This window comes from Streptomyces sp. NPDC006529 (genome assembly GCF_040611795.1).
GTDB lineage: Bacteria > Actinomycetota > Actinomycetes > Streptomycetales > Streptomycetaceae > Streptomyces.
The window spans coordinates 156,390-176,753 of the sequence record NZ_JBEXPB010000002.1 but is presented as its reverse complement, the minus strand read 5'-3'; the positions used below and the strand labels follow the sequence as shown (position 1 = coordinate 176,753).

Sequence of the window (20,364 nt, the reverse complement as noted above, 5' to 3'; positions counted from 1 at the left end):
CTGGAGCCGGGACGGAGGATCTGCAAGTACCGCAACGCTTTTTAATAAAATTCTTCCAAAGGTTCCCAGCAGGGCGTGCCCGCATTCTCGCCGAGCCGCCCGAAGACGACGTCGGAGAAGTGGTTGGCGAAGGCGCTGGTGCCGGGGCGGGCCAGCTCGGCCAGCAGCGCGCGCCGGGCCGCGACCGCGCCCTCGGGCAGCGCGTCCACCGCCACCCGCCAGTCGGGGCGGGCGAGCTGGGCGGGGGTGTGGAAGACGTCGCCGAAGGCGATCAGCCGGCGCCCGCCCGAGGTGAGGACGTAGGAGGTGTGCCCGGCGGTGTGGCCGGGCGTGGACCGGGCGGTGACCCCGGGGAAGATCTCCTCGCCGTCCGCGACGGTCCGGATCCGGGCCGGACCGCGTTTCGAGGGGGGCAGGGTGGCCCACTCGGCGGCCGAGGCCGCGAAGACGGCGTTGACGAAGGGGGAGACGAGGCCGCGGCCGGGGCACAGGGCCCAGCCGAAGTGGTCGCCGTGCAGGTGGCTGAAGGCGATCAGTTCGATGGCGGCGGGGTCCACTCCGACGGCGTCGAGGGCCGCGGGGAGCTGTCCGCCGACGAGGGCGCCGAGGGCGGGGCGGGTGTCCGCGGCGGGGACGTCGCGGGGGCCGAAGCCCGCGTCGACGAGCATCGCGCGGTCACCGTGGCGGATGAGGAGGGCGCCGATGGAGGCCGCCAGGAAGCCTTCGGGATCGAGGAGTCCGGCGTTCTCGCCGGTCCAGTCCTCCTCGGTGGTGCCGGGGAGCCAGCGCCGCGGGTCGAGCTGGACGTACCCGTCGGGCAGCCAGGTGACGGTGTGCTCACCGAAGCGCAGGGTGCGGGGCGCGGTGGCCGGCGTGTTCCACCGGGTGGCGGTCGTCATGGCGGGTCGGCCCTCTTCTCGGATGCTCAGACGATGACGCCCTGGCCGCCCAGCGGGCGGGTCAGCGCGTCGGACCGCCCGGAAGCGGCCCATTGCTCGGTTAACTCGGCGGTGCCGTACTGCGGGCTGAGCAGGATCAGCTGGAGGCCGGCCCGGCCGTTCACGCACAGGGAGACCTTGGTGAACTCCAGCTCGCCCAGGTCGGGATGGCGCAGCCGCTGGGCGCCGTCGGCCCGGTCGGCGACCCGGTGGCGGGCCCAGAGCGCCGCGAACACCGGGCTGTTCTCGGTGAGTTCGCGCACCAGCGCGCCGAGGCGGGCGTCGGCGAGCAGTTCGCCGCCCTGGGCGCGGAAGGCGGCGACGGCCGCGGCCGCCTCCTGGTCCCAGTCGGGGAAGCGTTCGCGGGCGGCGGGGTCGAGGAAGAGCGTGCGCAGGTAGTTGGAGCGCCCGCCGCCGAGGCCGAGCAGCCGGGTGGCGGTGGCGTTGGCCGCGGTGACGTCCCAGCAGTGGTCCAGGACGTAGGCGGGGCTGGGGAGGAAGCCGTCGACGACCTGGAGCAGCAGCGGCAGGTCGTCGTCGGCGCAGCGCTGGGGGCGTCCGGCGGCCGCGTACCCGGCCAGCCGCATGGCGTAGAGGCGCTGGGCCTCGTCGAAGCGGAGCACCCGGGCGATGGCGCCGAGGATCTCCGGGGAGACGTTCTTGGCGCGGCCCTGTTCGATCCAGGCGTACCAGGAGGCCCCGATGCCGGCGAGCATCGCGACCTCCTCGCGGCGCAGTCCGGGCACCCGGCGGGCCGCTCCACCGGGGAGTCCGACCTGCTGGGGGGTGACCTCGGCCCGGCGCTCGGCGAGGAAGTTGCCCAGTTCGGCGAGTTTCGGGTCCACGAGCCGCGGTGCGTTACGAGTCATCGTGCATCTCCTCCTCACTCCCCAGCAAGCGTAGAGAACGCTCGCTCTTTTTTCTACACCATAGAGAGTACTCGCTTTGTTTTTCTGGGATGCTACTTACGCAGCGCACGGCCGGGGGGCCGGAACGACGCCGACCACCGACCACCGAGGGGCCAGCCATGACGACACACCACGAACGTGCGGGTACGAAGCAGGAGAGGGCGGGCCGGACCCGCAACCTCCTCATCGAGGCGGCAGGGGAGGAATTCGCCCGCAGGGGGTACGCGGGCACCTCGCTCACCCGGATCAGCAGGTCGGCGATGGCCACCATCGGCGCCCTGACCTTCCACTTCCCGGCGAAGAACGACCTGGCCGAGGCGGTGTGCGAACGCGGTCACGACCTGACCGCCGACGCGGTCGACGAGGTCGCGGAGTCCACCGGCCCCGGCGGATCCGCCCTGGAGGCGCTCACCGAGGTGACACAGACGCTCGCCCGGCTGCTGGAGAAGCAGCCGGTCGTCCGGGCCGCCGCCCGGCTCTCGCGCGAGCTGCCGGTGACCGCCGACTGGTACGACGCGTGGACTCCCGCCGTGCGCTCCCTGCTGACGCGGGCCTACCGCGGCGGCGAACTGGAGCAGCGGGCGGGCGCGGACCCCGAGATCGTCGGGGTGCTCGTCGCCTGCCTCGTCTCCAATCTGGAGGTGTCCGTCCAGCGGCAGTACGAGTCCGCCGCGGGCAGTGGCTGGAGCGCGCGGGGTCGCCTGGCCGAAGTGTGGGAGGTCCTGTGGTCCGGCATCTCCCGTACATCCGTTTCCTCCGGATCCGACGGCAGGGCCGCGGACCCTTCGGCACCCGCCAAGGACCCCTCGGTGGCCTGAAAACGCCTATCGATGGACGGGTCCCGCACCGGCTCCGGCCGCCCCGAGCGGCCGGCCCCCCGGACCGGAGGCCCGATCAGAGCGCGGCCGCGCCCTGCCCGCCGGCCCGCGCGGCACCCGTCAGGTCCAGCCCGGCGATCACCCCGGGGGCCGCGATGGACGGGAGCAGGTAGCCCCAGAGCGCGCTGATGCGCCCTATGAGGTTCTCCCTGCCCGTGGTGATGTTCGACATCAACTGCGTTCCGGTGTACGCCCCGACGAGGATCTCGGCGAAGTCCTCGATGTCGACGCCGGGCAGCAGCTCCCCCCGCCCGCGGGCCGCTTCGAGCTGCCCGCGGAAGAGGTCGATCCACAGCCGGTACGGGGCTGCGTCGCGCATGCCGAACTCGCCCTGCTCCACCGCGAGCCGCACACCGGCCCGGAACAGCACGTTGGTGCGCATCTGGTGGGCGACTTCGAGGTTGATGTAGATCAGCCGCTGGAGGCCGTCCTCACCGTCGGTGAAGGACAGGTCGGTCGCCTGCTCGGCCATCACCGCCTTCGCGATCTCCTCCTTGGAGGCGAAGTGGAAGTACATCGCGCCCATGGTGGTGTCCGCCGTGCGCACGATCTTGTTCATGCTCGCGCCGGAGAAACCGTGCTCGTCGAACACTTCGGCGGCGGCCCGGAGGATCTTCTCTCGGGTGCGGATGGCTCGGGCTTGCCTGGCCTGCGACACGGTCACTCCACTTGCGCCTGGGTCGGATGGTGCGAGCACCCCTCGCAAAAAAACGAACGCCCTCTATGTTATGTCAGCGGGCCGGGGGGCTGGGTGAGGCCTCCACTCCCGATGAACGCATCCTCCGGCGGCCAGTTCAAGCCACTCTCGACTTTCCACCCCTACCCGCTCGACAAACAAAACGAGCACTCTCTAGTTTAATTCGAGCTGGCCACCCCGGACCTCATCCGGCGGGGAGACCAGGCCAGCCCTGCTCCGGTACCGCCACGCACCTGCCCCGCCTCCCGCGACGCATCTGCACCACGCCTGCTCCACACCGGTTCTCGCACGGCCATCTCAGGGGGATTCACCATGGAGTTCGAGTACGCCCGCTATCAGTCCGGCGCCATCCCGCAGCTCCCCTTCGGAGGGCCGGCCGATCCCCCGGCCACCGTCACCACCACGGTCCCCCGCGAGTACGTCCACAAGGCCGCCCTGTCCGAGGTGCTGCTCACCGGCTGGCACCGGGACGACCAGGACTCTTTCACCATCACCGCCCAGTGGCCGCGCGCCCACAGCTTCTACCGTTCCCAGAACGGCCTGCACGACCCGCTCCTGTTCGCCGAGACCGTGCGCCAGATCTTCCCGCTGCTCTCGCACGCCGCCTACACCGTCCCCTTCGGGCACCACCTCATCTGGGAGCACTTCCGCTACGCCATAGCCCCCGGCGCCGACGCCCTCCAGGCCAGGCTGCGTCCCGCCGAGGTCACCCTGTACGTGAACTGCCACGACGTCGTCCAGCGGCGCGGCAAGCTCGGCGCGCTCTCCCTGCACGTCGAGGCACGGCGCGACGGCGTCTGGCTCGGCAGCGCGCAGACCCGGTTCAGCAGCCACGCGCCCGCCGTCTACCGCAGACTGCGGGCCGGTTACGCCGATGTGGACACCGCCCTGGCCGCCTGCGTCCCGGTGCCGCTGCCGATCTCGCCCAAGCTGGTGGGCCACGCCGCGCGGGAGAACGTCGTCCTCGCCGCCACCACCTCCCCGCACCGCTGGCAACTGCGCGTGGACACCGACCACCCCGTGCTCTTCGACCACCCCGTCGACCACGTCCCCGGCGCGCTCATGCTGGAGGCCGCCCGCCAGGCCGCGCACGTCGTCGCCGGGCCCGCCCGGGCCATGGCCGCGGCCATGGACACCCGCTTCACCCGCTTCGCGGAGCTCGACTCCCCCTGCTGGGTCGAAGCCGAACCGGAACAGGGCACCGGCCGGGTCCGCGTCTCCCTCCACCAGGAGGGCCAGGAACTCTTCACGGCCCGGGTCAGCACGACCCCGCTGCCCGCGCGGCGCCCCGCCGCCGGGCCCGCGGTGACCCACTCACCCCTCCGCCGGGCCGTCCACCCGACGGACCGGCCGGCCGTCTCCGCGTAGGGCGGCGCCCGCGTCCGCCGGCTCCCGCGGTGCCGTTGTCGGACCCCTCGGGTAGCTTCCCAAGTATCGGGATCTACCAGGGGGTTCGACGATCATGAGTGACCTCGCCACCACGCCGGATCTGGACGCGGCGATGGACCTGCACCGCACCGAGCTGACCGGCTACTGCTACCGGATGCTCGGCTCGGCCTTCGACGCCGAGGACGCGGTGCAGGACACGTACATCCGCGCCTGGCGCAGCTTCGAGAAGTTCGAAGGCCGCTCCTCGCTGCGGTCGTGGCTGTACCGCATCGCCACCAACGTCTGCCTGGACCTGCTGGCCGCGGGGAAGAAGCGGGCCCGCCCGATGGACCTCACGGCCCCGCAGCACCAGGCCTCCGCCGTCCTGAGCGAGCGCCCCGAAGTGACCTGGCTGGAGCCGGTGCCGGACGCCCGGGTGCTCCCGCAGAGCGCCGACCCGGCCGAGCTGGCCCTGGCCAAGGAGTCCGTCCGGCTCGCCTTTGTCGCGGCGCTCCAGCACCTGCCGGCCAAGCAGCGCGCGGTCCTGATCCTGCGCGAGGTACTGGCCTGGAAGGCGGACGAGGTCGCCACCCTGCTGGACACGACGGTGGCCTCGGTGAACAGCGCCCTCCAGCGCGCCCGGGCCACCCTGGCCGGCAGCAGGATCCGCGCGAGCGACGCGGCGGACCCGCTGGACGCCGGCCAGGCCGAGCTGCTGGAGCGCTACCTCGCCGCCTTCGAGGCGTACGACATCGAGCGGCTGACCACCCTGCTGCACGAGGACGCGGTGCTGTCGATGCCGCCGTTCGACCTGTGGCTCCAGGGGCACGAGGACATCGCCGCCTGGCACCTGAACCAGGGCATCGGCTGCCGCGGCTCGCGCCTGGTCCCGACCACGGCGAACGGCATGCCCGCCTTCGGCCAGTACCGCCCGGCGGCCGACGGCCGGGGGCACACCCCGTGGGCCCTCCAGGTCCTGGAGATCTCAGGGGGCCGGATCACCGGCCTCAACGCCTTCCTCGACACCGCCCGCTGGTTCCCGCTCTTCGACCTCCCCGGGCACCTCGACTAGCCCGGCCAGCCCGGTGAGCCGGAGCAGGGCCAGCAGCCCCGCTCCGGCCCCCGTGACCGTCAGGACTCCCCCGCCCCGCCGGGCGGCCAGCGCGAGCCGGGCGAGGGCGTCCACGGCCCCCAGGCCGGGCTCGGTGACGGCGCCGACGTCCCACACCACCGCGGCACCGCCGCGCAGCCGGGCGGCCGCCTCCCCCGTCTGCGCGGCCGACATCCCGGGCCCGGGCACCACGAACCGTTTCGTCTCCACGCATCACAGACCCCCGCCCCCGCCGAAACTCATCGGCGGGGGCGGGGGCACGCGTGCGCGCGGCGCGTTACGCGATGCGGTCCAGCACGATCGGGGACGCCGTGAAGGACGTACCGGCCGGGGCGACGTCGAAGCAGCCGTCCAGGGCAGCGACGGCGTACTCGAACTTCTCCGGGGTGTCGGTGTGCAGCGTCATCAGCGGCTGGCCCGCCACCACGGCGTCACCCGGCTTCGCGTGCAGCTCGATGCCCGCGCCCGCCTGCACCGGGTCCTCCTTGCGCGCACGGCCCGCGCCCAGGCGCCAGGCGCCCACACCGACCGCGTAGGCGTCCATGCGGGTCAGGACGCCCGAGGCGGGGGCGTTGATCACGTGGTGCTCGCGGGCCACCGGAAGGGCCGCGTCCGGGTCGCCGCCCTGCGCCGCGATCATCCGGCGCCACACGTCCATGGCCGAACCGTCGGCGAGGGCCTTCGCCGGGTCCGCGTCCCGGATGCCCGCCGCGGCCAGCATCTCGCGGGCCAGGGCGAGGGTCAGCTCGACCACGTCGGCGGGGCCGCCGCCGGCCAGCACCTCGACCGACTCGCGGATCTCCAGCGCGTTGCCCGCGGTCAGGCCGAGCGGGGTGGACATGTCGGTCAGCAGCGCGACGGTCTTCACCCCGTGGTCGGTGCCGAGACCGACCATGGTCGAGGCCAGCTCGCGCGCGTCCTCGATGTTCTTCATGAAGGCGCCGGAGCCGACCTTCACGTCGAGCACGAGCGAGCCCGTGCCCTCGGCGATCTTCTTCGACATGATCGAGGAGGCGATCAGCGGGATGGCCTCGACCGTGCCGGTGACGTCGCGCAGCGCGTACAGCTTCTTGTCCGCCGGGGCCAGCCCGTCGCCCGCCGCACAGATCACCGCACCGGTGGTGTCCAGGACGTGCAGCATCTCCTCGTTGGAGAGCAGCGCGCGCCAGCCGGGGATGGACTCCAGCTTGTCCAGGGTGCCGCCGGTGTGGCCGAGGCCGCGCCCGGAGAGCTGCGGCACGGCCGCACCGCAGGCGGCGACGAGCGGGGCCAGCGGCAGGGTGATCTTGTCGCCGACGCCGCCGGTGGAGTGCTTGTCGGCGGTGGGGCGGGAGAGCGAGTCGAAGTTCATCCGCTCGCCGCTCGCGATCATCGCGGCGGTCCAGCGGGCGATCTCGGCCCGGTTCATGCCGTTGAGCAGGATGGCCATCGCCAGCGCCGACATCTGCTCGTCGGCGACGACACCGCGCGTGTACGCGTCGATGACCCAGTCGATCTGCTCGGGGCTCAGCTCGCCGCGGTCACGCTTGGTCCGGATGACGGAGATGACGTCCATGGATGACTTCCTTCTACGCGCATAGAGAGTTGGGGGAGACAAAAGACGGGGGGAAGTAGGACGGCCCTCCGCCCCCAGGGGCGAAGGGCCGTCCGCACGGCTATCTCAGGTGGTCGGGCCCGAAGGCCTGCGGCAGCATGGCCGCCAGCGGCAGGACGCCCTCGGGCGTCTCCACCTGGAGTTCGGGGCCGCCGAACTCGTAGAGGAGCTGGCGGCAGCGCCCGCACGGGACCAGGATCTCGCCCTTGCCGTCGACGCAGGTGAAGTGCGTCAGGCGGCCGCCGCCGGTGGCCTGGAGGGCGGAGACGAGCCCGCACTCGGCGCACAGGCCGAGCCCGTAGCTGGCGTTCTCGACGTTGCACCCCGTGATGGTGCGGCCGTCGTCGACCAGCGCGGCGACGCCGACCGGGAAGCCGGAGTAGGGGGCGTACGCCCGGGACATGGCGTCCCGCGCGGCCTCCCGCAGGGCCTCCCAGTCGGGGCCGGTCACGGTCGTCACTTGCCCTGCCCCTTGCGGTAGGGCATGCCGTCCGCCTTGGGCATCCGCAGGCGCTGCGCGGAGAGCGCGAGCACCAGCAGGGTGGTCAGGTACGGGGCCGCGTCCACGAACTGGCTCGGCACCGCGTCGGTGGTCGCGTACCAGACGAACAGGCCCGCGGAGCAGACCGCGGAGACGACCGCGGCGACGTACTTCCGCTTGTACAGCTGCCAGGCGACGGCCAGGACGAGCAGGATCGCGATCAGCAGCAGCATCGCGTGCACGTTCTCGGCGCCGCCGCGCAGCTTGAGGCTGTCGGTGAAGCCGAAGAGGCCCGCACCCAGCGCCATGCCGCCCGGCATCCAGTTGCCGAAGATCATCGCGGCGAGACCGATGTAACCGCGGCCGCCGGTCTGGCCCTCCTGGTAGATCGGGCTGGCGACCTCGGAGAGGAACACGCCGCCGAGGCCCGCGAGGGCGCCGGAGACGATCACGGCGATGTACTTGTACTTGTACACGTTGACGCCGAGCGACTCGGCGGCCACGGGGTTCTCGCCGCAGGAGCGCAGGCGCAGGCCGAAGGTGGTGCGCCACAGCACCCACCAGGTGCCCGGGATCAGCAGCAGCGCGACAACCGTCAGCAGGGACAGGTTCGTGACGAGCCCGCCGAGGACACCGGCGAGGTCCGAGACGAAGAACCAGTGCTTGCCCTGGAGGGTGGTCAGCCAGTCCGAGAGCCCCGGCACGGTGATGTGGTAGATCTCCTCGACGCGCGGCGACTGCTTGGAGGAGCCGCCGGGCGCGTCCGCGAACGTGAAGTTCGACAGGTACTGGGTGAAGCCGAGCGCCAGGATGTTGATGGCCACACCGGAGACGATGTGGTTCACGTTGAAGGTGACCGTGATGATCGCGTGCAGCAGGCCGCCGACGGCGCCGCCCGCGATGCCGACGAGCACGCCGGTCCACGGGCCCCACTGGTAGCCCGCCCAGGCGCCGAACCAGGTGCCGAGGATCATCATGCCTTCGAGGCCGATGTTGACGACGCCCGCGCGCTCGGCCCACAGGCCGCCGAGACCGGCGAGGCCGATCGGCACGGCGAGGGAGAGGGCGCCGGAGACCTGGCCGACAGAGGTCAGGTCCTGGGCCCCGCTGATCACGCGGACCAGCGAGACCAGCGCGAGGCCGCCCGCGATGATCAGCATGATCCAGGGCAGGGTGAGCTTCTTGCGGCCGGCCTGCTTCTTGGGGGCCGCGCTCGTCGCGGAAACGGTGCTGGTGCTCACGCCGCGACCTCCTTCTCGGTCGTGATGGCGTGACCCGCGGCCAGCTCCTCGCCGACCTTCTGCTGCTGGCGGCGGATGCCGTAGCGGCGGACGAGTTCGTAGGAGACGACGACGGCGATCACGATCAGGCCCTTCATGATCGTGCCGATCTCCTTCGCGTACCCGGCCGTGTCGAGACCGGCCGAGGCCTTGTCGATGAAGGCCATCAGGAAGGAGGCGAAGAGGATGCCGACCGGGCTGTTGCGGCCCAGCAGCGCGATGGTGATGCCGGTGAATCCGACGCCGACCGGGAAGGACAGGTTGTACGTGTGGGTCTCGCCCAGCAGCTGCGGCATGCCGGACAGGCCCGCGACCGCGCCGGAGATCAGCATCGAGGTGATGATCATCTTCTTGGCGTCCACACCGGAGGCCTGCGCGGCGGACTCGCTGGCGCCGGTGGCGCGCAGGTCGAAGCCGAAGCGGGTGCGGTTGAGCACGAACCAGTAGACGACGCCGAGGGCGAAGGCCACGAAGGTGAACCCGTAGATCTCCAGCCCGTCGCCGACGGTCACCGACGGGAACCACCCGGACTCGGCGATGTCACCGGTCGTCAGGTCGTTCGAGCCGACGGGCTGGACGCCGAGGTTCTTCGGCAGGATCAGCCACGCGATGAGGCTGGTCGCGATGGCGTTGAGCATGATCGTCGAGACGACCTCGCTCACCCCCCGCTTGGCCTTCAGGACACCCGCGATACCGGCCCAGAAGGCACCGGTCAGCATGGCGATCACCACGATGAACAGGATGTGCAGCGGCCCGGGCAGGCTCACCGCGGTGCCCGCCACGGCGGAGATCATCGCGGCGAGGCGGTACTGCCCGTCGACGCCGATGTTGAACAGGTTCATCCGGAAGCCGATGGCCACCGCCAGCGCCGCCAGGTAGAAGGTGCCCGCCTGGTTCAGGATGAGGATCTGCACGTCCTCGTAACCGGCGTTCTCCACCATGATGCGCAGCGGGTCGATCGGGTCCACGCCCGTCGCCGCCAGCACCACCACGGTCAGCACGAAGGCGGCGACCAGCGCGAGTGCGGGCCCGGCGAAGCCGAGGAGCAGCCGGTCCTTGTCGAGTTTCTTCATCGGGCCTCGTCCTCCGGGGAGGCGGTACCAGCGTCGGTACCGGCGTCGGAGTGGTTGTCGGGTGCTTCCAGGTGCCCGGTGGCGGCGCCCGTCATGGCGGTGCCGAGTTCCTCCGGGGTGACGGTCGCCGGGTCCGCGTCCGCGACCAGACGGCCGCGGTAGATCACGCGCAGGGTGTCGGACAGGCCGATCAGCTCGTCCAGGTCGGCCGAGATCAGCAGCACGGCGAGGCCCTCGCGGCGGGCCTCGCGGATCGTGTCCCAGATCTGGGCCTGCGCGCCGACGTCCACGCCGCGCGTGGGGTGGGCGGCGATCAGGAACTTCGGGTTGTGGCTCATCTCGCGGCCGACGATCAGCTTCTGCTGGTTGCCGCCGGAGAGCGAGGACGCGGTGACGTCGATGCCGGGCGTGCGGACGTCGTACTCGCGCACGATCCGCTCGGTGTCCTTGCGGACGGCCTTCGGGTCGAGGACGCCGCGCTTGGAGTTGGGCGCTTCGGTGACGTGGCCCAGGATGCGGTTCTCCCACAGCGGGGATTCCAGCAGCAGGCCGTGCCGGTGGCGGTCCTCGGGGATGTAGCCGATCCCGCCTTCGCGGCGCTTGCGCGTCGGGGCGGTGGAGATGTCGTGGCCGTCCAGCGTGACGGTGCCGCCGTCGGGGATGCTCATGCCCATCAGGGCTTCGATGAGTTCCGTCTGGCCGTTGCCCTCGACGCCCGCGATGCCGAGCACCTCACCCTTGTGGATGGTGAAGTTGATGCCCGCGAGCACCTCGCGCACGACGCCGTCCGGGTCGGTGGCCGACAGCTGGAGGTCCGACACCTGGAGCATCGGCGTCGTCGTCACCGTCGACTCGCGGGTCTCCGGCGAGGGCAGCTCGGAGCCGACCATCAGCTCGGCGAGCAGCTTGGTCGTCGTCTTCGGGTCGTGCGGGTCGGCGGTGCCGACCGTCGTGCCGCGCCGGATGACGGTGATGTCGTCGGCGACCTTCAGCACCTCGCCCAGCTTGTGCGAGATGAAGATGACGGTCAGGCCCTCGGCCTTGAGCTCGCGCAGGTTGTCGAAGAGCGCGTCCACTTCCTGCGGGACGAGCACGGCGGTCGGCTCGTCGAGGATGAGGATCTTGGCGCCCCGGTAGAGGACCTTGAGGATCTCCACGCGCTGCCGGTCGGCGACCCCGAGGTCCTCGACGAGGGCGTCCGGGCGCACGCCCAGGCCGTACGCGTCGGAGATCTCCTTGATCTTCTTGCGGGCCTTGCCGCCGATGCCGTAGAGCTTCTCGCCGCCGAGAACCACGTTCTCCAGCACGGTGAGGTTGTCGGCGAGCATGAAGTGCTGGTGCACCATGCCGATGCCGCGGGCGATGGCGTCGCCGGGGCTGGAGAAGTGGACCTGCTCGCCGTCGATGGCGATGGTGCCCTCGTCCGGCTTCTGCATGCCGTAGAGGATCTTCATCAGCGTCGACTTGCCGGCGCCGTTCTCACCGATCAGGGCGTGGACCGTGCCCTTGCGGACGGTGATCGCGATGTCCTTGTTGGCGACGACTCCGGGGAAGCGCTTGGTAATGCCGTTCAGTTCTACGGCGAGCGGGGGGCTGGACGCGTTGATGACGCACTCTCCTTGGCGCGGAAGGAGCTGGAAAGCCGAGACGGCGGGGGAAAAGGGGCGGAGATCGGCCGGGCGGGTGGGAGGGAGAAGGACGGTATCGCGTCCACGATGCCTCTACGCGCGTAGCTCTGTCGGAAGTGAAAACTTGCGGCCAAGTGGCCAGAAAAAGCGATCAGGAACCGAAGGAGACGGCTCGGGGCCCGGGAGGCGGTAGAGACCGCTGCCCGGACCCCGGAGACCGTGCCGACCCGTCGGCCGGGCCCTTGCGGGCCCGGACGTTACGGGGTGGTCTTGACCGTGATCTTCTTGGCGATGATGTCGGCCTTCGCCTTGTCGACCGCGGCGATGACGTCGGTCATCTTCTTGTACTCGGGGTTGGAGTCGGCCAGGCCGACGCCGTCCTTGTCCAGGCCGTAGCGGACCTCGCCCGTCTGCGGCTTGCCGTCCTCGACCGACTTGATCAGGTTGAAGACGGAGAGCTGGACCTGCTTGGTGACCGAGGTCAGGATGTGGTCCTTGTACTTGACCAGACCCGCCTGGTTGTACTGGTCGGAGTCGACACCGATGGCCCACTTGCCCTTGGCGGCGGTGGCCTCGATGGCACCCGAGCCGGCCAGACCGGCGGCCGCGTAGACCACGTCGGCGCCGGCGTCGAGCTGACCCTGCGCCGTGGCCTTGCCGAGGTCGGGCTTGGAGAAGCCGTCGAAGTTCGGGGGCTGGGTCAGGTAGTGCGAGAGCACCTTGGCGTTCGGGTTGGTGTCCTTGACGCCCTGGGTGAAGCCCGCCTCGAACTTCTTGATCAGCGGAACCTCGACACCGCCGATGAAGCCGACCGTGCCGGTCTTGGAGACCTTGGCGGCGGCGACGCCGGCCAGGTAGGAGCCCTGCTCCTCGTTGAACACCAGGTTGGCGATGTTCGGGCCGGTCACCGAGGTGTCGTCGATGATGCCGAAGGTGGTCTTCGGGAACTTCGGCGCGACCTTCTTGATGGCCGGGGCGTAGGAGAAGCCGACGCCGATGACCGGGTTGTTGCCCTTGCGGGCCAGCTCGGTCAGGCGCTGGACCTTGTCGGCCTCGCCCTCGCCGTCGGTGGGCTCCGCCTCGGCGCCCTTGACCTTGAGGTCCTTCTCGGCCTGCTGGAGGCCCGCGTAGGCGGCGTCGTTGAACGACTGGTCGCCGCGGCCGCCGATGTCGTACGCGATGGCGACGGAAGCTTCCTTCTTGTCGGAGGAAGATCCGGTGTCCGAGGACTTCTTACCGCCACAGGCGGTGGCCGAGAGGGCGAGCGCCGCGGAGGCGATGCCCACGGTGGCGATCCTGGTGATCCGGCGCAAGGGGAGGCTCCTTCAAAACCTGACCGAAGCGCCGGGACCGGCGCTGGTTTCGCCGCGATCGTAACGCGCGTAGATGTCAGTTAAAGACCCGTACATGAGTCGTTATCGGATCGTCGCGAACCGGACAGTGACCGATTGGTAACCGGTCACGCGCCCAGCCCTTGTGTATCAAGGGCCGGACGCGTCCACCCGGAGGTCCCGGGGCGTTGTACGGAGCTTTACCTGATCGGCCTGGCGCGCCGCCCGTCGAGGAGCGCGGCGGCGGTGAAGAACTCCACCCCGACGGCGATCGCGGACTCGTCCACGTCGAAGTCGCCGCGGTGCAGATCGCGCTTGACGGCGTCCCCCGGCACGCGGACCCCGAGCCGGGCCATCGCGCCCGGAACGTGCTCCAGGTACCAGGAGAAGTCCTCGCCGCCCAGGCTCTGCTCGGTGTCCTCGACGGCGTCCACACCGCGCCGCGCGGCCATCGCCTCGCGCAGCAGCTCAGTGACGGCCGGGTCGTTGACCACCGGCGGGACCCCGCGGACGTAGTTGATCGACGACTTGGCCCGGTGCATGGCCGCGATCTCGTCGATCGCCGCGTGCACCATCTCCGGCGCCTCGTGCCAGGCGGCCAGGTCCAGGCAGCGCACGGTCCCGGACAGCTCGGCGTGCATCGGGATGACGTTGCAGGCGTGCCCGGCCTCGATCCGGCCCCAGGTGACGGACATGCCGCTGCGGGCGTCCATCCGCCGGGACAGCAGCGCGGGCACGTCGAGCGCGATCCGGGCCGCCGCCGTCACGAGGTCGGTGGTCAGGTGCGGTCGCGCGGTGTGTCCGCCGGCCCCGTCCAGGGTGACCTCCAGCCGGTCGCAGGCCGAGGTGATCGGTCCGGCCCGCAGCCCGATGCGGCCCGCGTCCACGCGCGGGTCGCAGTGCACCGCGATGATCTTGCCGACGCCGTCCAGCGCGCCGGAGTCGATGGCCTCGGTGGCACCGCCCGGCAGCACCTCCTCGGCGGGCTGGAAGAGCAGCCGTACGGGCTGGGGCAGCAGCCCCTGCCGGTCCAGTTCGGCCAGGACCAGCCCGGTGCCGAGGACGACGGCGGTGTGCACGTCGTGCCCGCAGGCGTGGGCGCGGTCCGGGACGGTGGAGCGGTAGGACACGTGGGTCTTGGCGTCCGGAATGGGCAGGGCGTCGATGTCCGCGCGGATGGCGAGAATCGGCGCCGCCGCGTCCCTGGTGCCGACGTCACAGACCAGGCCGGTGCCGGAGGACAGCACCCGTGGTCGCAGGCCCGCTTCCTCCAGCCGCGCCTTGATCGCGGCGGTGGTACGGAACTCCTGGTGGCCGAGTTCGGGATGCATGTGCAAGTCCCGGCGGAACGCGATCAGTTCGGCACGCAGGTGGTCCGGGAGCGTGCCGGGCAGCTCGGGCTGGGCGGGCTCGCCGGGCAGGGCGGTCAGTGACTCGCGGGACATCAACTGGTTCACCTGTTGAAGGGTAGGCCCACAGGGGGGTCAACTGGCTGGAGATCAGCAAAACTTCAACCCCTTAGGGGAAGAAAACCGGGCCGCAGGTGGCATGAGCACCGGCCCCGGAGGGTAAACTCCGCCGCTCACTGGCCGGCCGGGGCGGTCCGCACGTACAGTCCGCGCACCTCACACCCAGTCTCGGCCACCGCGGCAAGGAACCGCCGGCCCATGGGTGAGCCGCTCCCGTCGCGCGGGCTCGTACCGCCTCCCGGCCCCGCGACGACGCCCCGGACGGCCGAAAGACGCACGGCGGGTCAGGCCGGCGCGTCGAGGGATAGCTCACACCCGCGGGACGCCCGCGCAGCGACCCCTGGCGTGTTCCCGCCGCGGTCCGGCCTCCCCGGCGAGGCGAGAGCCCGCCTCACTCCCCCCGCCGTGATCGACCGACCGCCCTGACGCCCTGGGCCGCCGTTTCCTCCGATGCCTCCGCCCGGCCCGCCCACTCACGCACCGCGAGGAGGTGGCTCGGCTGGAGACCGGTACGGGGATCCGGCTGCAAGAGCAGCGTCGCGCAGCCACGTGCGGTGCGTCCGGCGGCCCAGGCGTGGTCGGCGGCGGTGAAGTCGTCGTCGATCCAGATGGCGGGGGCTCTGCCGAGCCAGGGGTCGACGTGGTCGCGCTTCCAGAGGTACCCGTCGGGATGGCTGGTGGTGATCCGCGGGCGGGGGAGGTCGAGGTAGGGGAAGTCCGGCAGCCCCAGGAGCGGCCCGATGATCGTGGTGGCGTCCTTGCGCCAGCTCGTGCACCACACGGGGGTGACGAGGCCGTCTGTCAGGAGGCGGGTGAGTACGGGGCCATGTCTGGGGTCGAGCCAGATCGGGACGGTGTCGTCCGGGTGCCGACCGGCGGGTAGGACCGTGTGGCGGATGTGGGTGGGCGGGGTGCTGCCGTCTGCCGCCGGGAACGGGATGAGGACGCCGTCGACGTCCAGGAGCAGGTAGGGCAGGGTCATCGGTACCTCCGCGGTCAGCGTTTGCGGGCGGTGATCAGAAGGGTGGTCGGCCACGGATCGCGGCGCGGATGGCGCAGCTCCAGCGCCGCAGTGAGGCGCAAGCCGGTACGAGCGAGGTGGGCGCTCCAGCGGCGGGCGTCGAACTCCCATCGGGCGATGGGCAGCCGGGTTCGGTCGGGCATGGTGACGTAGTCCTCGCGCGGACGGTCGTCCGTGCACGGATGTCTTCCGGCCCGTGCCGGGTACGGGACGGAGAACGCCAAGACGCCGCCGGGCGCCAGCCGCCGGGAGATGGCGGCGAGCAGCAGTTCGGGGGCGACGAGGCCGACGGCGCCGAACACGGAGTAGATCGCGTCGAAGCTCTGGCCATTGCCCTGGAGGTGGCGCAGCGCGTGGCCGGCGGCGAACGTAGCGCCTTCGATGTGGCCGTAGTGGGAGCGGGCGCGGCGAATCTGGAGGCCGACGAGGTCCACGCCGGTGACGCGGGCCTCGTGGTGCTTGGCGAGGTGGGCCACGTGGTGGCCGGGGCCGCAGCCCAGCTCCAGAACACACCGACGGCGCAGGTCCGGGCCGAGGATCTCGGCACCGGGACCGAGGCCCGGGTGGATGCCCCATTGCATCCGGCGGGGCGGGGAGAGGGCGTGAGCCGGGGTGGCGGCCAGGCGCTGGGCTGCGTGGGTGTACCAGGGGGAGACCTGGGCGTGCACCTAGACCTCCAGCAGGTGGACCACGTCACCCACGTGGCGACGGACGGCGGAGATGTACGCGGGGTCCTTGGCCGGGTCGTTGATCCAGCGGATGGCCTGTTCCATGAACAACTCCACGGCCCACATGCGGTGCCAGCCCAGGGCCCACGCCTCGGCGGTCAGGCCGCCCCGGGCGGCGAGGGCGTCCTCGTGGCCGCCTGCGGCGACGTACTGCTCCAGGAGCACCTTCAGCCGGACGGGACTCGGGGCGTCGGTGGTGCCGTGGTACGACGCGCGGTCGATCAGCCCGGGCCCGGTGAAGGCGCGGGCGAAGTCGAGGAGGTGCCGGCGGTGCTCCCCGATGTGGATGCTCGTGGGGTGGAACTCGGAGTGGACCCAGCCGAACGGGTCCAGGGTCGCCCCCTTGACGCGAGCATCGGCCGCCGCGGAGATCTTCCCCAGGGCTGTCTCGATGTCGTCGCAGGCAGCCCACCGGTCGGCCTTCCGCAGTCGCTGGAGGTGATCGAGGGCTCGGCCGGGCAGGGCTGTGAGACCCGCACCGTCGAGGAGGGGCAGGCCGCCCGCCGGTCGGGCGGCGTGGAGCATGACGGCGGCGGCGACGCCGTCGAGGTCGTCGGCGTCCCGTACGGGCGTGCCGAGGTCGTCCATGAGCATCCCGAGCCACTTGTCCCGCATGGCGGTGGCGTGGAGCTCGGGGACCGGAAGTCCACGCCGGTGGGCGATTCGCAGGGCCTGGGCCTCGCGGTCGAAGGGCTCCGCGGCGTACTTGAAGACGGCGCTCTCGCCGTCGGGGAAGGTGACGCGTTCGACGCCGGACATGCTCCAGACGCGGATCTCGGAGCGTTCGGGGAGGGGCTTGCCGACGAGAGTGCACAGGTCATCCAGCAGGGCGGCGGTGAGGCTCTGGTCCATGGGGTCTCCAGGGGCTGGGTGCCCCGGGGCGGGCGTGCGGGTCAGCCCGTCCCGGAGCCGTGCGGGGGGGGTGTACCGGTTACTCAGCTGCGGTCTCGCGGTGGGCGTAGACCTGCTCGATCCAGCTGGCCTTGAACTCGGCCAGGTCGTCGCGGAAGTTCGCCATCGAGGCGCCGTAGGGCGCGACGACCCCGCCGGACTGGTCCGGCACGGACTGGCAGCCGTGCACGAGCCGTCCGCCGAGCGCGGCGTGGGCCTTGATGGACTCAATCCGGCGGTGCTCGTTGAACCAGCCGCCGTGGTAGACCTCGTCCAGCATCCCGCCGGTCTCGTCGTCCAAGTCGAAGACGACGGAGGTGGCGGCGGGGAAGAACCAGCACGGGCCGACGTTGGAGATGTGCCCATCCAGCTCGACCTTGTTGAGCGCCATCAGCGTGGCCGCCCCGCGCAGCATCCGCAGATGATCGGCGGTGATCTGCGGCAGCCCGAGGCCCTCCCGGTGTTCCTCGCGGAAGAGGTACGAGTAGACCTCGTACGCCGTCGCCAGGACGCGGGCGGCATCCGACGTGGACTCGCCGTGACCCTTGATGAAGTCGAGCGCGAGCTGCTCCACGGCTCTCTCGGTCGTCTCGGCCACGTCGAGGAGCTGGGCCTTGACGAGCTCCCAGTCGGCAACGAACCAGGTATTGGACTCGAAGCGGAAGAAGTACGCGGCCGGATCGATGGTGATGCGCCGACCGTCCACGTGGATGCCGGGCAGGCGGCTCCAGCGCGGGTCGAAGGCGTCGGGCAGTTCGACCGTGATGGTCGCGGTGTCGATGGTGGTCACCGTGTCTCCGTCTCTGATCGTCCGGGTCGGGGCATACGAATGCCCGAGCCCTTGGGGCGTAAGGAACTTGGCGTCGCCCGGCCCGAGAGGGGGGCGGCTGTCGATAAGTGAACCGTCGGCTACGCAGAGTGGCTACGGTGTCACCGAGGTCAAGCGGTATACGCGGTTTACAGCTCCGAAGCGGAGGAGATCGTGCCAGGGCCGAACCACCCCAACTCCCGCCTGCGCGACACGATCAACGCCGCAGGGTGTACGTACGAGGCGCTCGCCAAGGACGTCCGCCGCATCGCCGCCGAGAACGGCGAACTGCTCCAGACCAATAAGTCGGCGATCTCCCACTGGACGAACGGCACCCGCGCGCCGTCGGGCCAAGCAGGCCAGTACCTCGCCGAAGCCCTCTCCCGCAGGGTGGGCCGCGTCGTCACCCAAACCGAGCTCGGTCTCTGCTCACCCGATACGGAGTCGCCACCGGACGCCGACCCCGTCACCACGGTCACGGACCTCGGCCGCGCCGACGTCGAACGCCGCCGCTTCCTCGCCATCGCCGCCTTCACCACAGCCGGCGTCGCCATGCCGCTCCTGCACGACCACGAAGCCACGTCCCGCATGCTCCGCGCCCGCACCGCCCGCTCCCTTGTCGGCAGCGACGACATCGACGTCGTACGGCAGATCACCGCAGCCTTCAGTGCTGCCGACGAACGCCTCGGAGGCGGCCACGGTCTGACGACCGTCACCGCCTACCTCGCCGACACCGCAGCCCCCATGCTCCGTGGACGCTTCCCCTCTGAGCCCTTACGCCAGGCCGCCTTCGGTGCCGTCGCCGAACTCGCCTACCTCGCAGGCTGGAAACACCACGACCTCGGCCACGAGGGCGCCGCCCAGCGCTACTACCAGGTCGGCTATCAGCTCGCCTGTGAAGCCGACCCTCACGGCCACGCTGCCTGGATGATGCGCGCCCTCGCCCATCAGGCCCTCAGCCTCAGACAACCCCACCACTGCGTCGACCTCGTTGAAGGCGCCCTCACCCGCGGCCTCGGCCACGTAGACGGCCAGACCGAAGCACTCCTGCACATCACGCACGCCCGGGCCTACGCCGCCACGGGCGAGGATCCCTCGGCCGCCCGTGCCCTCCTCGCCGCCGAAGACGCTCTCCAACGCGAGGACGGGCCCCAGCCCGGCTTCTCCCGCGTCAGCGGTCCGACGGCAGGCACCGTGGCCAGCCACACTGCCCGCACACTGACCGACCTCGCCGACCACATCGGTACCGAACGACAGCACCGAGACGCCCTCACCCGCTGGGACCCGCAGAAGTACAAGCGTGTTCACGCCCTTACCCACGCCGACCTCGGCGACAGCCTCGCCGCCCAGGCTCGCGCCGACGAAGCGGTCGCCGCCTGGACGCAAGCACTCGTCCTCATGGAGGGGATGACCTCGGACCGCACCCGCAAAGCGATCATTTCCATCCGCTCCACCCTCGCGGTCTACCAACACCGCCGCGTCCCCGGAGCCATTGATCTCGCCCGCCGCGCCCGCCAGGCACTCACTTAACATGCCGAACAACCCGCCCGCCGAAGGGAACACCGTGCCCCAGCAGACCGACGACCGCTCCCAAGCCCTCAAGCCCGCGCTCGACTCGATGACCCTGCTGGTCGCGGCCGTCATCGTCCACGACAAGGCCACCAACCGGGTCGTGCTCATCCAGCGCGGCGAGAACGCCAAGTTCGCGCAGGGGATGTGGGACCTCCCGGTGGGCAAGAACGAACCGGGCGAGCCCATCACCGAAACCGCGGTCCGCGAGCTGCACGAGGAAACGGGCCTCATGGTGAAACCGGAGTCCCTCAAGGTCGCCCACATCATCCACGGCGCCTGGGGCGTCGAAGCCCCCAACGGCTTCCTCACCGTCGTCTTCGCCACCCACGAATGGACCGGCGAACCCGAAAACCGCGAACCCCGCAAGCACTCGCAGGTCCGCTGGATCGACGCCACGGCCATCCCCGAAGCCTTCGTCGACACCACGGCCTCTGCCCTCCACCACTACCTGAACCACAGCGCGTCGGTCTCCCTCAACGGCTGGTCGGCAGGCTGACTTGAGCTGAAGCACGGGGCGGGGTCCAGTGATCACGCCGGCGGGGCTGGGGTGTGGCTGCGCCTGCCCGTCGGCAGGCGCAGCACTCCCAC

General features: G+C 71.0%; 20 protein-coding genes. 5 read left to right on the top strand and 15 right to left on the bottom strand.

The features are described 5' to 3' along the window. Window positions 1-41 precede the first annotated feature (41 nt). Window positions 42-899: an MBL fold metallo-hydrolase gene (locus ABZY31_RS02730; RefSeq protein WP_356404068.1), complete on the bottom strand. Its 858-nt coding sequence runs from the start codon at window positions 897-899 to the stop codon at window positions 42-44. A gap of 26 nt (window positions 900-925) precedes the next feature. Then, window positions 926-1,807, bottom strand: coding sequence for a helix-turn-helix transcriptional regulator (locus ABZY31_RS02725; RefSeq protein WP_356404066.1), 882 nt, complete (start codon window positions 1,805-1,807; stop codon window positions 926-928). A 158-nt stretch (window positions 1,808-1,965) separates the two neighbouring features. On the opposite strand from ABZY31_RS02725, the gene ABZY31_RS02720 reads away from it, so the two are divergent. After that, window positions 1,966-2,664, top strand: coding sequence for a TetR/AcrR family transcriptional regulator (locus ABZY31_RS02720; protein WP_356404064.1), 699 nt, complete (start codon window positions 1,966-1,968; stop codon window positions 2,662-2,664). Window positions 2,665-2,740: 76 nt separating this feature from the next. On the opposite strand, the gene ABZY31_RS02715 is transcribed toward ABZY31_RS02720, so the two are convergent. Continuing rightward, a complete protein-coding gene (locus tag ABZY31_RS02715; RefSeq protein WP_356404062.1) occupies window positions 2,741-3,382 on the bottom strand; it encodes a ScbR family autoregulator-binding transcription factor in 642 nt (213 codons plus the stop codon). Between the two features lie 351 nt (window positions 3,383-3,733). Here ABZY31_RS02715 and ABZY31_RS02710 point away from each other — a divergent pair, with 351 nt between their 5' ends. After that, on the top strand, window positions 3,734-4,789 hold the full coding sequence (locus ABZY31_RS02710) for a ScbA/BarX family gamma-butyrolactone biosynthesis protein (RefSeq protein WP_356404060.1): 1,056 nt from the start codon (window positions 3,734-3,736) through the stop codon (window positions 4,787-4,789). A gap of 94 nt (window positions 4,790-4,883) precedes the next feature. Continuing rightward, on the top strand, window positions 4,884-5,861 hold the full coding sequence (locus tag ABZY31_RS02705) for a sigma-70 family RNA polymerase sigma factor (RefSeq protein ID WP_356404058.1): 978 nt from the start codon (window positions 4,884-4,886) through the stop codon (window positions 5,859-5,861). On the opposite strand, the gene ABZY31_RS02700 is transcribed toward ABZY31_RS02705, so the two are convergent. The 12 genes from ABZY31_RS02700 to ABZY31_RS02645 all read right to left on the bottom strand — a co-directional run bounded on the left by ABZY31_RS02700 (window position 5,775) and on the right by ABZY31_RS02645 (window position 18,186). After that, window positions 5,775-6,110: a hypothetical protein gene (locus ABZY31_RS02700; protein ID WP_356404056.1), complete on the bottom strand. Its 336-nt coding sequence runs from the start codon at window positions 6,108-6,110 to the stop codon at window positions 5,775-5,777. The genes ABZY31_RS02705 and ABZY31_RS02700 overlap by 87 nt on opposite strands. Before the next feature lie 67 nt (window positions 6,111-6,177). After that, entirely contained in the window at window positions 6,178-7,455 is a 1,278-nt protein-coding gene (locus ABZY31_RS02695) for a thymidine phosphorylase (protein WP_356404054.1), read from the bottom strand. Between the two features lie 100 nt (window positions 7,456-7,555). After that, window positions 7,556-7,945 carry a cytidine deaminase gene (locus ABZY31_RS02690; RefSeq protein WP_356404413.1) on the bottom strand — a complete coding sequence of 130 codons (390 nt, stop codon included), beginning with the start codon at window positions 7,943-7,945 and terminating at the stop codon, window positions 7,556-7,558. A gap of 5 nt (window positions 7,946-7,950) precedes the next feature. After that, complete coding sequence (locus ABZY31_RS02685; RefSeq protein ID WP_356404052.1) at window positions 7,951-9,216, bottom strand: ABC transporter permease; 1,266 nt, start codon at window positions 9,214-9,216, stop codon at window positions 7,951-7,953. Continuing rightward, window positions 9,213-10,328 carry an ABC transporter permease gene (locus ABZY31_RS02680; protein ID WP_356404050.1) on the bottom strand — a complete coding sequence of 372 codons (1,116 nt, stop codon included), beginning with the start codon at window positions 10,326-10,328 and terminating at the stop codon, window positions 9,213-9,215. The genes ABZY31_RS02685 and ABZY31_RS02680 overlap by 4 nt, the downstream gene beginning before the upstream one ends. After that, on the bottom strand, window positions 10,325-11,935 hold the full coding sequence (locus ABZY31_RS02675; RefSeq protein WP_356404411.1) for an ABC transporter ATP-binding protein: 1,611 nt from the start codon (window positions 11,933-11,935) through the stop codon (window positions 10,325-10,327). The genes ABZY31_RS02680 and ABZY31_RS02675 overlap by 4 nt, the downstream gene beginning before the upstream one ends. 278 nt (window positions 11,936-12,213) lie before the next feature. Further along, a complete protein-coding gene (locus ABZY31_RS02670; RefSeq protein WP_356404048.1) occupies window positions 12,214-13,269 on the bottom strand; it encodes a BMP family ABC transporter substrate-binding protein in 1,056 nt (351 codons plus the stop codon). Window positions 13,270-13,487: 218 nt separating this feature from the next. Beyond that, the gene (locus ABZY31_RS02665) at window positions 13,488-14,732 is read right to left on the bottom strand and encodes an amidohydrolase (RefSeq protein ID WP_356404409.1); all 1,245 of its coding nucleotides are present in this window, start codon (window positions 14,730-14,732) and stop codon (window positions 13,488-13,490) included. Between the two features lie 415 nt (window positions 14,733-15,147). Further along, window positions 15,148-15,738, bottom strand: a complete 591-nt coding sequence (locus tag ABZY31_RS02660; RefSeq protein ID WP_356404046.1) for an HAD domain-containing protein — start codon at window positions 15,736-15,738, stop codon at window positions 15,148-15,150. A gap of 14 nt (window positions 15,739-15,752) precedes the next feature. Continuing rightward, window positions 15,753-16,445 carry a class I SAM-dependent methyltransferase gene (locus ABZY31_RS02655; protein WP_356404044.1) on the bottom strand — a complete coding sequence of 231 codons (693 nt, stop codon included), beginning with the start codon at window positions 16,443-16,445 and terminating at the stop codon, window positions 15,753-15,755. Beyond that, window positions 16,446-17,357, bottom strand: a complete 912-nt coding sequence (locus tag ABZY31_RS02650; protein WP_356404042.1) for an aminoglycoside phosphotransferase family protein — start codon at window positions 17,355-17,357, stop codon at window positions 16,446-16,448. 79 nt (window positions 17,358-17,436) lie between these two features. Further along, window positions 17,437-18,186, bottom strand: coding sequence for a hypothetical protein (locus tag ABZY31_RS02645; protein WP_356404040.1), 750 nt, complete (start codon window positions 18,184-18,186; stop codon window positions 17,437-17,439). Window positions 18,187-18,378: 192 nt separating this feature from the next. Between ABZY31_RS02645 and ABZY31_RS02640 the strand changes: the two genes are divergently transcribed. After that, on the top strand, window positions 18,379-19,734 hold the full coding sequence (locus tag ABZY31_RS02640; protein ID WP_356404038.1) for a tetratricopeptide repeat protein: 1,356 nt from the start codon (window positions 18,379-18,381) through the stop codon (window positions 19,732-19,734). 1 nt (window position 19,735) lies between these two features. Beyond that, window positions 19,736-20,272: an NUDIX domain-containing protein gene (locus ABZY31_RS02635; protein ID WP_356404036.1), complete on the top strand. Its 537-nt coding sequence runs from the start codon at window positions 19,736-19,738 to the stop codon at window positions 20,270-20,272. The last annotated feature ends 92 nt before the right edge of the window (window positions 20,273-20,364 follow it).